The sequence below is a fragment of the Aeromonas sp. MTB genome (assembly GCF_056632455.1).
In genome coordinates, this window is record NZ_CP147026.1 from 1,567,847 (window position 1) to 1,580,573 (window position 12,727).

General features: G+C 62.0%; 7 protein-coding genes. 4 read left to right on the forward strand and 3 right to left on the reverse strand.

Going from position 1 to position 12,727, the window contains the following annotated elements; genetic code table 11:
- The first annotated feature begins 190 nt into the window (after positions 1-190).
- The 3 genes from WBR25_RS07265 (at position 191) to pbpC (ending at position 8,333) form a co-directional block, all read left to right on the forward strand.
- The gene (locus tag WBR25_RS07265) at positions 191-850 is read left to right on the forward strand and encodes a DedA family protein (RefSeq protein ID WP_005353037.1); all 660 of its coding nucleotides are present in this window, start codon (positions 191-193) and stop codon (positions 848-850) included.
- 165 nt (positions 851-1,015) lie between these two features.
- Positions 1,016-5,899 carry an alpha-2-macroglobulin family protein gene (locus WBR25_RS07270; protein ID WP_479749641.1) on the forward strand — a complete coding sequence of 1,628 codons (4,884 nt, stop codon included), beginning with the start codon at positions 1,016-1,018 and terminating at the stop codon, positions 5,897-5,899.
- A gap of 10 nt (positions 5,900-5,909) precedes the next feature.
- Complete coding sequence (gene pbpC / locus WBR25_RS07275) at positions 5,910-8,333, forward strand: penicillin-binding protein 1C (RefSeq protein WP_427244615.1); 2,424 nt, start codon at positions 5,910-5,912, stop codon at positions 8,331-8,333.
- 426 nt (positions 8,334-8,759) lie between these two features.
- Here pbpC and WBR25_RS07280 read toward each other — a convergent pair whose 3' ends face one another.
- On the reverse strand, positions 8,760-9,725 hold the full coding sequence (locus WBR25_RS07280) for a hypothetical protein (RefSeq protein WP_279486878.1): 966 nt from the start codon (positions 9,723-9,725) through the stop codon (positions 8,760-8,762).
- Between the two features lie 177 nt (positions 9,726-9,902).
- On the opposite strand from WBR25_RS07280, the gene thiI reads away from it, so the two are divergent.
- Positions 9,903-11,351: a tRNA uracil 4-sulfurtransferase ThiI gene (thiI, locus tag WBR25_RS07285; protein ID WP_139463962.1), complete on the forward strand. Its 1,449-nt coding sequence runs from the start codon at positions 9,903-9,905 to the stop codon at positions 11,349-11,351.
- A 75-nt stretch (positions 11,352-11,426) separates the two neighbouring features.
- Here thiI and WBR25_RS07290 read toward each other — a convergent pair whose 3' ends face one another.
- Complete coding sequence (locus WBR25_RS07290) at positions 11,427-11,819, reverse strand: hypothetical protein (RefSeq protein ID WP_005333978.1); 393 nt, start codon at positions 11,817-11,819, stop codon at positions 11,427-11,429.
- A gap of 100 nt (positions 11,820-11,919) precedes the next feature.
- Positions 11,920-12,552 carry a trimeric intracellular cation channel family protein gene (locus WBR25_RS07295; RefSeq protein WP_005333975.1) on the reverse strand — a complete coding sequence of 211 codons (633 nt, stop codon included), beginning with the start codon at positions 12,550-12,552 and terminating at the stop codon, positions 11,920-11,922.
- Between the last annotated feature and the right edge of the window lie 175 nt (positions 12,553-12,727).

A 12,727-nucleotide genomic window follows, 5' to 3' on the forward strand; every position in this document is an offset into this window, starting at 1 on the left:
CCCCTCTCCCTTGTGCGTGCAAGATGAGGGGCTTTTTGTTTCTGCTTTTCGCCCTCCTTGCATTCCCTAATTGCAGCAATATTTCGACACACTTTATTTCCTGTGCCGGACAAAATTAACGTTTTGTTCAGGGGATGGGTGCTATAACCCCTGCCTCGTTCATGATGAACCGTGTAGTAGGGAGAGTGACATGCTGGATATGCTGATGGCCATTTGGCATCAGGATTTTGACGCCCTGGTTCAGATGCAGGCGGTACCCCTGCTGATCAGTTGCCTGATGCTGGTACTGCTGCTGGAGTCCGCATTCGTCTTCCTGCCCCTGCCGGGGGACAGCCTGGTACTGCTGGCCGGTGGGTTGGTGGGCATGGGGGTGTTTGGCCCCGAAGTGACCCTTGTCTATCTGCCGTTGGCTGCTGGCATAGGTTCCGTGCTCGCCTACTGGCAGGGACGGGCACTGCAGCGCACCCGCTTTATGGATCATATCGAACGGATGTTGCCTCCCGACAGCCTGCCCAAGGCGACCCGGCTGCTGAAAAAGTACGGTTTTCTGGCGATGTTCTCCTCCCGTTTTATCCCGTTTGTGCGGGTGCTGACCCCCATGCTGATGGGGATTGGCCGCCTGAGCGTGCTGCGGATGTGCGTAGCCAGCTTTGCCAGTGCCTTTATGTGGGCGCTCTGCCTCAGTTTGGTGGGCAAACTGGCGATGAATACACCCTTCTTCCTCCACCACAGCGAACTGTTGACCCGGGCCCTGCTGATTACCTCGCTGGTGCTGTTTCTGGCGGCCGTCATGGCCATCCTGTTTCGCTGGTTCAAAGGCGGAGCAAAAAACGAGACCAGCCACGACTAGATGACAACCCTTGCCGCACTGGATCGGTGGGCAAGGGGGTTCTCGTGCTGCTGGGGGGCGGAATTGTGTCCATTCGGGTAATGAGCTTTGTGTCGGGTGAGCAGGATGCCTTATCCTGTTTCCAGCCACGCTGCGTTTGCAGCGCTCCAACTCGGGATGGAACCTATGCGCCTCTTCGACTCTCCCTCTGCTTCTCACCGCTCTACTGCTGGAACCGACGCTTTGCGCCGCCGCTGGTCAACCCTGCTGCTTTGCGGGGTAGTCGGTTTGCTGTCTGGCTGCGGCCCTGACAAACCCACCAGCCAAGTACCGACCACAGAATCGACTGCCCAGCAGGAGGCCGGGGCGCCAACTTCTGTAGTGCAGGCCAATGCCCGCCAATATCGCGATGCCCCGGCGCTGGCGCTGGTCTTCTCCGGCCCCCTGTCGCCCAAGGCCAATTGGCAGAGCTGGCTTGCGGTCAGTGAGGGGGGCAAGCAGGTGCAGGGGGAGTGGATCCTCGCCGACGATGGTCGCACCCTCTATTTCCCGAACGTTCAGCCCGACAAGAGCTATGAAGTGAGCCTCAAGGCGGGGCTGGGCCCATCCCCCCAGAGCTGGACCCTCAAGACCCGCCCGCTGGAGGCGGGAGCCTCCTTTACCGCCAGTGGCATGGTATTGCCGCTGCGTCAGGAACTTCGCTTGCCCATCAGCGCGGTCAACGTGGACGAGGTCAATATCGATTTCTTTCGGGTCGATGCGGAATATCTGCCCCGTTTTCTGGCGGAGTATCGCCCCGGTGCCGGCATGGGTAACTGGGAGCTTGAGCAGATCACCCAGCGGGCCAAGCGGGTATTCAGTGGCCGCTATGCGCTGGAGCTTGATGCCAACCGGCGCGAGACCCGCCTCATCAATGTGAAGGAGCCGCAGCTGGCGGAGGCTGGCGTCTACTTTGCGGTGATGTCGCCCCTTGGCAACTACGACTGGCGCAAGGAGACCACCTATTTCGCGGTGAGCGATATGGGGCTCAGTGCCCGTCGTTACCGCGATCAGCTGGAGGTGTTCGTGAGCTCCCTGGCCAGTGCCGACCCCCTCAAGGATGTGCAGCTCTCCCTGCTCGACGAGAAGGGCAACCGGCTCCAGGTGCAACAGACTGACAACCGTGGTCACCGGCGCTTTGACCAGGTGCAGGGGGCTCGCCTGCTACTGGCCGAACAGGGCAACCATCTGGCGGTGCTGCGCCTCGACGGGGCTGCGCTCGATCTCTCCACCTTCGATCTCGGCACCCAGCCCTGGCAGGCCCAGCAGTTGTATCTCTTTAGCGGGCGCGACCTTTATCGCCCCGGCGAGCGGCTCGACAGCGAGATCTTGCTCAAGGGGCAGGATGGCCAGCTGCTGCCCGGTATGGCGGTGGAGCTGGAGGTGAAACAGCCGGATGGTCAATTGCTCGAACAGAAGCGGCTGCTGCCGGACAATTTGGGCGCGGCCCATTACGGCTTGCGTCTGCCGGACGATGCGCCGCTCGGGCGCTGGACCATTAACCTCAAGACCGCCGCTGGCAGTCGTTTCGAGTGGCCCTTTTTGGTGGAGGAGTTTCTGCCGGAGCGGTTGAAACTGCAGCTTGGCAAGGGGCCGGATGGTGAAGTGACGGATTTGGACGCCGCTCTCATACTGCCGCTGCAAGGGGACTATCTCTATGGCGCCCCTGCGAGCGCAACCAAGGCTAAGGCGGAGGTAAAAATCAGCCGCGCTACCATGCCTTTCACCCAATGGCAGGAGTTCACGCTGGGTGACGTACTGCTCGCCGAGCAGGCCAAGGATCTCGAGGCGCGGAGTCTCACCCTCGATGCGCAGGGGCAGGGGACTTTTTCGCTTGCTGATGAGCTCGATGGGGTGCGCGCCCTCGGGCCGCTGGAGGTGGCCTATCGGGTGTCGCTCGCCGAGCCTGGTGGCCGCGCCGTCAATCGCAGCCGCACCCAGTATGGCTGGCCCGCGGGCAGCCAGTGGCCGGCGCTCAAGGCCGATTTTGTGGCGGAGCGGGTAGAGGGGGGCAAGCCGCTCCCCTTCCAGATACTCAACCTCGATGAGCGAGGCCAGCCGGTGGCGGGGGCGGTGAAGGTGCGCCTTATCAACGAGTACCGCGACTACTACTGGCACTACGCCGATGGCGAGGGGTGGAAGTACGAGTTCAACAGCCAGCCCTATCTGGAGCAGGAGCAGACCCTGCAGCTGGATGGCAAGGGGCCGACCCCGCTCACGCTGCAACTGGCGGCGGGCTGGTATCGATTGGAGGTGGAGAACAGTCAGGGCCATCAATCGAGCCTGCGGGTGGAGATCGGCAGTTACGCCTGGGGCGGCGGTGGCGAGCAGGCGCGGCCCGACAAGATTGCCATCACCCTCGACAAGCGCGCCTATCAGGCGGGTGACAAGGCCAAGGTGACCCTGGTGGCCCCGCGCCCCGGCAAGGGGTTGCTGCTGGTGGAAGATGGCGACGGCCTGCGCTGGTGGCAGCGTATCGAGCTCAAGGGGGCCAGTGGCGATGCCAAGGATGCCCGCGGCGAGTTCGAGATCCCGGTCAGCCCCGAGTGGCAGCGCCATGATCTGCACATTTCGGCCCAGATCGCCGCGCCAGACAGCGCCTCCAAACCGGCTGGCAAGCAGCAGGGGCAGAGCCTGCGCTCGGTCGGGCTGGTGCCGCTCACGCTGGATCGGGAAGCGCGCCGTCTGCCGCTCACCCTGAGCGCGCCGGACAAAGCCGTGCCGCTTACCCGGCTGGAAGTGACCGCCACCTCCATCCCCAATAGCCAAGGGCGGGTGGTGCTGGCGGCGGTGGATCGGGGCGTGCTAAACATCAGCGATTACCAGCCTCTCGACCCGTTCGAGATCTTCTTTGGCCGCAAGCGCTTCTCCCTAGATTTGTTCGACAACTACGGGCAAGTGATCCCGCCGCAGGATGGCAAGCTGGCCCGCCTCAACTATGGGGGCGACCGTGCGCCGCTGAAAAAGGGTGGTGCGCTGGAGAGCCGGGTCGAGATCGCCGCGCTCTGGAGTGGCGAGGTGAGTTTTGACCAGCAGGGCAAGGCGGTGATCCCGCTCGATTTGCCCAACTTCAACGGCGAACTGGCTCTGATGGCGCTGGCCTGGAACGAACAGCAAGTCGGGGAGGCCGAGCGCGCCGTCAAGGTGGTGGCGCCCTTGGTGGCCGAGATTGGCTGGCCGCGCTTTGGCGCCAGAGGGGATGAGACCCGGGCGCTGGTGCAGCTGCGCAACATGAGCGGCGAGGATCAGACCCTATCCCTTGCCTGGACCCTCAATGGCGGGCTCAAGGCAAATGGCGAGCTGCCCGGCACCCTGTCCCTTAAAAATGGCGAAGAGCAGTGGTTGACCCTGCCGCTCACCGTGACCGGGGCGAGGGGTGTGGCAAGCCTGCAGTTGGCGGCTAGCGGCAAGGATTTTGCCATCAGCCGCGACTGGTCTCTGCCGCTGCGCTCCCCTTGGCCAGCCGAGACTCGCCAGCGTTACCAGATGCTGGCCCCCGGCCAACAGATGAGCTTTGCGCCAGCTGAGCTGGCCGGTCTGGATCGCGCCAACCTGCAGGGGCTGCTCAGCCTCTCCGGCACTCCCCCCTGGGATCCGGCAGCCCAGTGGCAGGCGCTGGCCGATTACCCCTACGCCTGTCTGGAGCAGACCTTGTCCCGTGCCTGGCCCTATCTGCTGACCACGGCAGATGAGCGCATCGCTTGGAGCAAACCCGCAGAGGGCAAGAAAGCAGCGAGCGAGGCGGATGTGCAACGCGCCCTGCTACAGCGGCTGCAGCGGTTGCAACTGCCAAGCGGTGGCTTTGGCCTGTGGGATGGTCGCTCCGACGAGGAGCAGTGGCTCACCGCCTATGCCGCTGACTATCTGCTGGCGCGCAAGGAGGCAGGCGATGCAGTGCCGGAGGCCATGCTCAATCAGGCTTTGAACCGGCTGCAAAGCTATCTCACCGACAGTCAGTATGGTGAGCGCTGGAGCAGTGCCCCCGAGCACAGCCGGTTGGCCTATCAGGCTTACAGCGCCTATGTGCTGGCCCGGGTGGGCAAGGCGCCGCTCGCTACCCTGCGACTTATCTGGGAGCAGCAGGCCGATCACGCTCGCTCCGGTTTGCCGCTGCTCCACCTCTCGCTGGCGCTCTCGGCCATGGGGGATGAGCAGAACGCCGCCAAGGCCCTCAGCCGGGCATTGGCGACCGAACGCGGGGATGACTATCTGGGGGATTACGGCTCACCGCTGCGCGATCAGGCCCTTGAGCTCTCCTTGCTGCGCCAGCACAAGCTGGCTGCGGAGCGCTGGCCTGATCTCAGCGCCAAGGTGGCCGATACCCTGGCTCACCGTCAGTGGCTCAGCACCCAAGAGCGGCTCGCCTTGTTGCGAATCGCCCGCTTCGATCCGGCCGTCGACTGGCAGGCCAAGGTCGCCTCATCCTCTGGCATCGAAGCCTTGAGCGGTTCGGCCCCGTTGCAACTGGGGGCCCCCGAGGCACTGGCGGCCAGTGTGGTTACCAATGAGGGCAAGGGATCCCTCTATGTGCAGCGTACTCTCATCGGCTATCCCGAGCAGGCTCCTACCCGGTTGAGTCAGGGGATAAGCGTGACCCGCAGCTGGTTCAATAGCGACGGTCAGCCGTTCGATCTGGCCAAGGTGAAGGTAGGCGATCTGGTGGTGGTGCGGCTCAACGTCAGCAGTGAGTCGGCGGTGCCCGATGCCCTGCTGGTAGAGATGGTGCCCGCTGGCTTCGAGCTGGAGAACCCGGCCCTTGGCAACAGCATCAAGCTCGAAGAGCTCTCCATCGAGGGGAAACCGGCGTGGCAGAGTGAGTGGAACGACTATCTCAAGCATCAGGAGTTTCGCGACGACCGCTATACGGCGGCGCTGGATCTGAGTGAGGGGAGCAACCAGCAGCTGGTCTACCTGATGCGGGCGGTGACGCCGGGTCGCTATCAAGTGCCACCGACTCAGGTGGAGGATATGTATCGACCCGAGCTGCGGGCCGTGGGGGAGGATATTCACGAGGTCGTTATCTCTGAGTAGCTGGCGCTTGATGGGTCGCAGACGACCGCTGAGCAACGCCCCCTCCCTCGAGCGGGGCCACCAGCTCACTTTATGGCAGCGCGGTTGGCTGAGGCTTCGCCGCAGTGGCCGCGCCTGTCGGCGTTGGCTGGGCCGTCTGCCACGCTGGCTGCGTTGCTCGGTGCTGGGCGTTGTAGCACTGCTCCTGTCATTGCTGGCGCTGGATCGACTCTTCCCGCCGCCGCCACTCGACCCTGCCTACGCACGGGTGGTGCTCGACATGAAGGGGCGACCGCTGCGCGCCTTTGCCGATACCAGCGGCGTGTGGCGTTACCCCGTGACCCTGGCGCAGGTCTCCCCCCGCTATATCGAGGCGCTGCTCGGCTACGAGGATCGCTACTTCTGGCGTCATCCCGGGGTCAATCCGGTGGCCATGGTGCGCGGGGTCTGGCAGTGGCTGCGCTACGGGCGCGCCGTGTCAGGCGGCTCGACTCTCACCATGCAGGTGGCGCGTCTTATCGAGCCCTACCACAGGAGCGTGCCCGGCAAGCTGCGCCAGATGGTGCGTGCGCTGCAGCTGGAGTGGCACTACGACAAGCGCACCCTGCTCACCGTCTACCTCAACCGGGCGCCGTTTGGCGGTAATCTGGAGGGGGTGCAGGCGGCAAGTTTTGCCTATCTCGGTAAGAGCGCCGCCAAGCTGACCCATGCCGAAGCGGCGCTGCTGGCGGTGCTGCCGCAGGCCCCTAGCCGCAACCGGCCGGACCGGCATCCCGAGCGGGCCCGCGCCGCCCGTGACAAGGTAATGCAGCGGCTGGTGGCTCAGGGTGTCTGGCCCGAACAGGTGTGGTTGGAGGGACGTATCGAGCCGGTGCTGGCCCGAGGTCACTTCACGCCGATGGAGGCGCCGCTCTTTGCCCGCCTTGCCGCTGACAATCAGGCCGGGGCGCTAGTGCACACCACCATCGACGGTGATCTGCAGCGTTGGTTGGAGGGGCGGGTGGCGAGCTACATTCGCCGCTTCCCCGAGCAGACCTCAGCGGCGTTGCTCTTGGTAGATAACAAAACCATGGCGGTGCGCGCCTACGTGGGCAGCGCCGAGTATGGCAATTTGCGCCGCCACGGTTACCTCGACATGGTGCAGGCGATCCGCTCTCCCGGCTCCACCCTCAAGCCCTTTATCTACGGTCTGGCCATGGATGAAGGGTTGGTGCATTCGGCCTCCCTGCTCTCCGATGCGCCGAGACTGGGGTCTGATTATCGCCCCGCCAATTTCTCCGGCGCCTTTCAGGGGCCGGTGACCCTTGCGCAGGCGCTGCAGCAATCCCTCAACGTGCCGGCGGTGCAAGTGCTGGAGGCGCTTGGGCCGGACAAACTGGTCAGTCGCCTCGACAACGCCGGAGTGCGGCTGGCGCTCTCCGACAAGCCCAACCCAGCCATCGCGCTGGGGGCGGCGGGCATTCGACTCGAGCAGCTGGTGGCGCTCTACAGCGCGCTGACCCGGCAGGGGCAGGTGGCGATGCCGGTCTGGTTGGCGGGGCAGCAGGTGGTGTCGCGCCCCTTGCTGAGCCCGGGGGCAGCCTGGATCATCTGGCAAATATTGAGCGCGCAGGGGCGCGCGGATCAGCCCTTTGCCAGCGAGGCGACCGGCCGGGTCAACCGACTGGCCTGGAAGACCGGCACCAGCTATGGCTATCGCGACAGCTGGGCGATGGGGGTCTCCGGTCGCTGGACCATAGGCGTCTGGCTTGGGCGCCCCGACGGTACCCCCATGCCCGGTTTCTACGGTCAGAGCGCGGCGGTGCCGTTGCTGCTTTCGGTCTACTCGCGGCTGGCTGACAACAGCCCTCTGCCGGCCCAGCCCAACACGGTGAGCGAGGCTGAGGTCTGCTGGCCGCTGGGGCGCAAGGCGAGCGCGACCTTGCCTGAGGTTTGTTTGCAGCGTCAGAGCGCCTGGTTGCTGGAAGGGCGCGATCCCCCCACATTGCCGGATCCCATGGACTGGCCCTCGCCGCTGCGCCAAGTGGCGCTGACCGCCGAGGGCAAGCCGACCCTGGCCCGCTGCCAGGATGCGGCGCAATCCGGTTTTCGGGCGCTCTGGCCATTGTCACTGGAGCCGTGGCGAACGCCCGGCGAGCGACGACAGGCGCTGTTGGCAAGTGGTTGTGCTGGGGAAGGGCAGAGCGCCGAGCAGCAAGCTCCAATTCGCATCATGGCGCTGGGGGAGGGCAACCTTATCCGCAGTCAGCGTTACCGGTTGCAGCCCAAGGTGCTCGGCGGTGTTGGCAAGCCAGCCTGGTTTCTCAACGGCCAGCGGCTGCGCTGGGACGGGGATCAGGTGCTGAGCGTGGCGGGGCGCTACCAGTTGGTGGTGGTCGATGAAGCAGGAAACAGCGATCGTATCGAGTTTCGCGTGGTGCATCCTGACGGTGATGCCGGCACCATCACCCGTTGAGCGTTTTGCCGACAGCCATTGAGGTGAATGTAATTAACTTTTTGAAATGCATCAATATTTGATTGGATGAATTAATTTGTGAATAATTACGAATTCATTCAAATCCAATCGGGAGTTCTCTTGTGCTGCGTGTTCTGTGTCCCTTGCTGGTGCTGATGAGTTCGGGTTGTGCCACAACCAATCATGGTGATCACCATGTTTCTCCTGAACGTACCGGGTTCTATTCACCTTTCGAACCTGCTTCCGAGAGTTTTGCGCGTTGCTATCAGAAACAGTTTGCCTGTACCCCTGCCAATATCCGCCGTGACAGGGCGATGGAAGCGCGAAGGCAGGCGCAAGAGCGGGCCAATCACCGGGGTGATGATTGGTAGGCCGCAGAAAACGAGAGGGGTTGGCAGATGCCAACCCCTTTTTCATTCCGCCAATTCAGCCCTGTTGGCGCAGATGACCGAGCCGGGTGAAGAAGTGCTGGCTCTTGCGTTGGTGAAAGTGGCTCTTCTTGATGGGATGGAAGATGAGGGTGCTTTCGGGGTGGCTCGCCTTTAACTGGTGGAGCATGGCTACGGCGGGCAGGCTGGTGCTGACCAGGGTGGTGAGTGGCATGCTGAGGGTCTCGGGCCCGAGCAGTTGATTGAGCCCTTGTTGAGCCTGCTCAAAGCGGGTCAGGGTCGCCGGGTCGGCATAGCCGCTACCCAGCATGGTGAGCAGGTTGTCGAGGGCCAGATGAAATTCGGCCAACTGCTGGCGAAAGCCGCTGCGCCCGCGCAGGGCAATCAGCTCTGCAAACGGAATGTCGGCCAGGTGAGTGGGCACTTGCAACGGGATCTCGAGGAGGAAGCAATCCTGACCGCCGCGATTGTGGTAGCGGGATTCGAGCAGATGGAGCAGTCGATCCAGATAGTCGTGATCGGTAATAAGCGCCCCGTCATTGGCGAGTGCCCACTCACGGGCAAGACGCATGGAGAGCAGGTTGGCAAAGCGTCGCGCCATTCTGATCCCCCCTTCATCCCGGGTCGCAAAGCCGTGAGTAAGGCAAAAGCCGTGCAGCCGCTCCAGCCCTACCTGATCCGGGCAGAAGCAGTCGTGGTTGGCCTCCTGACGCCAGCGACCAATCAGCTCCTTGTTGCCAAACACCTTGTGGCGGACGAAATCGGGGGCCACCAGGCCGCTTATCTGGCTCTCCAATTGCGGGGTAATGGCGGCAAAAAAGGCGGCATCGGGCCGCTCGGCTAGCAGATCGCTCTGCTGTTGAAGGGTATCGAGCAGGGCGGTGAGACCGCTCTTTTCGCTGACGGTGAAGACAAAGGCAAGCCGCTCCAGATAGAGCAAGGCAAATTTGAGCCAGAGCTCGTCGCGTACCTCCATGCCGGGGTAGTAGATATAGGTCTTCATCGGATCAGTCTGTTGTCAAAAATCTGGCGAGGCGCAGGGTCGGGAATATACGCAAGATTGGCGCTGCACGGCAAACACTGCGTGGGGTAATGTGAGCAAACGCTCATCCAGTAGGCGCTGGCCACAAAGTTCTGATATAATTCGCGCCCTTAAATCAAGGTCACCCGAGTCATTACCATGAAGTTCATTATCAAGCTGTTCCCGGAAATCACCATCAAGAGCAAGTCGGTTCGCCAGCGCTTTATCAAGATCCTGCAGGGCAATATCCGCAATGTCCTGCGCCGCTTCGACGACGATGCCCGCGTACGGATGGATTGGGACAAGCTGATCGTGAGCTCCCGCAATGACCAGTTCCGCGAGCAGGCTATCGAAGCTTTGGCCTGTATTCCGGGCATTCAGGCCTTCCTCGAGGTACAAGCCAGCAAGTTTACCGATCTGCACGACATCTTCGAGCAGGTGAAAGCCGTTTGGGGCGACCAGCTCAAGGGCAAAACCTTCTGCGTGCGCGCCAAGCGCCACGGCAAGCATGAGTTCTCCTCCCTCGAGGTTGAGCGCTATGTGGGGGGCGGTCTGAACCAGCACTGCGAAAGCAATGGTGTGCGCCTCAAGAACCCGGACGTGAAGATCAACCTCGAGATCGACGGCGAGGAGCTCTTTATCGTCAGTGCTATTCATCAGGGTCTGAGCGGTATGCCCATCGCGACCCAGGAAGATGTGCTGAGTCTGCTCTCCGGCGGTTTTGACTCCGGTGTGGCTTCGTTCCAGTTCATCAAGCGCGGCTGCCGGGTGCACTACTGCTTCTTCAATCTGGGCGGTGCGGCCCACGAGATCGGCGTCAAGCAGGTGGCCTATCACCTGTGGAACCGCTTCGGTTCATCCCACCGGGTACGTTTCACTGCTGTGGACTTCGAGCCGGTGGTCGCCGAGATCCTCGAGAAGATCGACAACGGTCAGATGGGCGTGGTGCTCAAGCGGATGATGATGCGTGCTGCCGCCAAGGTGGCCGATGAATTCCAGATCCCGGCGCTGGTGACCGGCGAGTGTGTGGGTCAGGTCTCCAGCCAGACTCTCACCAACCTGAACGTGATCGACCGGGTGACCGACAAGGTGATCCTGCGCCCGCTCATTACTTGGGACAAGCCGGATATCATCAGTGAAGCCCGCCGCATCGGCACTTTGGAGTTTGCCGAGACCATGCCGGAGTACTGTGGCGTCATCTCCAAAAAGCCGACCGTGAAGGCCGAGCTCTCCCGCATTGAAGAGGAAGAGGCCAATTTTGACTTCTCCATTCTGGACAAGGTGGTCTCCGAGGCCCGTTACCTCGATATCCGCCGTATCGGTGAAGAGACTGCCGCTGAAGTGCAAGAGGTGGAAACCACCCAGGTGCTGGGCGCTGACGAGGTGATCCTGGATATCCGCTCTGCCGATGAACACGACGAGAAGCCGCTGGTGGTGGAAGATCGTGAAGTACTGCATATCCCCTTCTTCAAGCTGGCCACCGCCTTTGGCGATCTGCCCAAAGAGAAGACCTACCTGCTCTACTGTGATCGCGGCGTGATGAGCAAGCTGCAGGCGCTCTATCTGAAAGAGAAGGGCTTTGACAACGTCAAGGTGTACCGCCCGTAAGCGTGTTTTTACCTTCAATCAAAAAATCCGGCCAATGTGCCGGATTTTTTTATTTCACAGAGTGAGCCCTGACTATCAGGGACAGGGAACCGGAGTGAAGGAGTCTTGCCCCTGACAACGCCAGCCCATTTCCGCCTCCCGCATCTGCCACAGGTTGTTGCTGCGATAGAGGGTCAGGATGTAGATCATGTCGCTCTTGCTGCCGTCGAGGGCGACCGAGAGCACCAGATCATTGTCCAGCTGCTGGGCATGGATGCGGCTGGGTGTGTCACCATGACCGACGAATCGCAGAGCTACCTCACGGTAGTCATTAACCCAGTTTTGCTGTTGATGGCTTGCCTGGCGTATCTGCTGGTTGAACTGCTGCACCGGTGCCGAGGCCAGTCGTCCAAATACCACTTGTGCTTCGGCGTGGGCTGCCGTCACGTTCGCCAGGAGGAGGGTGGTAAGCATACCGATTTTGCGCATGAGAAGTTCCGGCTAACAACGACTGCTTCTATGACAACAGAAAAGCCTATTTGGTTCAACGCGCGGCCCACAGCGACATGATGACGCTGTGGGCCTGCTCTCAATTGCGTTGCAGCGAGAAGGTGGGCAGCGACAGATGCCAGTAGATAGCAGCTACTCGCAGGCCAAACACGGCCGTCATGCAGATGAGCATGGCCGTTACCCTGTCCATGTTCGCCTCCAGCGCCAGGGTATAGAGAATGCCGCCGAGGATACAGGCGGTGGCATAGATCTCTTTTTGCAGCACCATGGGCACCTCCCGCGCCAGTACATCGCGGATCATGCCACCGGCTACCCCGGTCATGGTACCCATGATCACGGCAATCAGCCCCGGGGTGCCGAAGTTGAGGGCCTTCTGGGCACCGATCACGGTAAAGAGGGCCAGTCCGAAGGCATCCGCCACCGGCAGCACATACCAGGGCATTCTGCGGGGCAGTTTGACCATCCACATACCGATCAACGCCGTCGCAATAACGACCCAGATATAGAGGGGATCGCGCACCCAGAACACGGGGGTGGCTCCCAGGATCATGTCACGGATGGTGCCGCCGCCGATGGCAGTGACCGCCGCCAAAACCATGACGCCAAACCCGTCCATTCTGAGTCGGCCAGCCACCAATACCCCTGAAAACGCGAATACCGCAGTACCAAACATGTCGCTGATGTAAACAATCTGCTCAACCAGTGTCTGCATGGAGAACAACTCACGCCAAATTGTTGATGGGGCCGCGATTTTAGGGGCTGGTGAGCCCAATCGCCAACAGTGCTCGACAAAATTGAGAGTCGGGACGGATTTTTTCTCGCAGCACGAACGGTAGTGTCTCGTTTGCTCCCTGCCGTTGGCGAGCTTCAGAAGGTTGAGTCTGTCA

What these genes read in the sequence shown, in the direction of transcription:
- WBR25_RS07280 (WP_279486878.1), bottom strand. Translation starts at nt 9,725, where the DNA reads ATGAAGACCTATATCTACTACCCCGGCATGGAGGTACGCGACGAGCTC.
- WBR25_RS07265 (WP_005353037.1), top strand. Translation starts at nt 191, where the DNA reads ATGCTGGATATGCTGATGGCCATTTGGCATCAGGATTTTGACGCCCTG.
- WBR25_RS07270 (WP_479749641.1), top strand. Translation starts at nt 1,016, where the DNA reads ATGCGCCTCTTCGACTCTCCCTCTGCTTCTCACCGCTCTACTGCTGGA.
- WBR25_RS07295 (WP_005333975.1), bottom strand. Translation starts at nt 12,552, where the DNA reads ATGCAGACACTGGTTGAGCAGATTGTTTACATCAGCGACATGTTTGGT.
- WBR25_RS07290 (WP_005333978.1), bottom strand. Translation starts at nt 11,819, where the DNA reads ATGCGCAAAATCGGTATGCTTACCACCCTCCTCCTGGCGAACGTGACG.
- thiI (WP_139463962.1), top strand. Translation starts at nt 9,903, where the DNA reads ATGAAGTTCATTATCAAGCTGTTCCCGGAAATCACCATCAAGAGCAAG.
- pbpC (WP_427244615.1), top strand. Translation starts at nt 5,910, where the DNA reads ATGGGTCGCAGACGACCGCTGAGCAACGCCCCCTCCCTCGAGCGGGGC.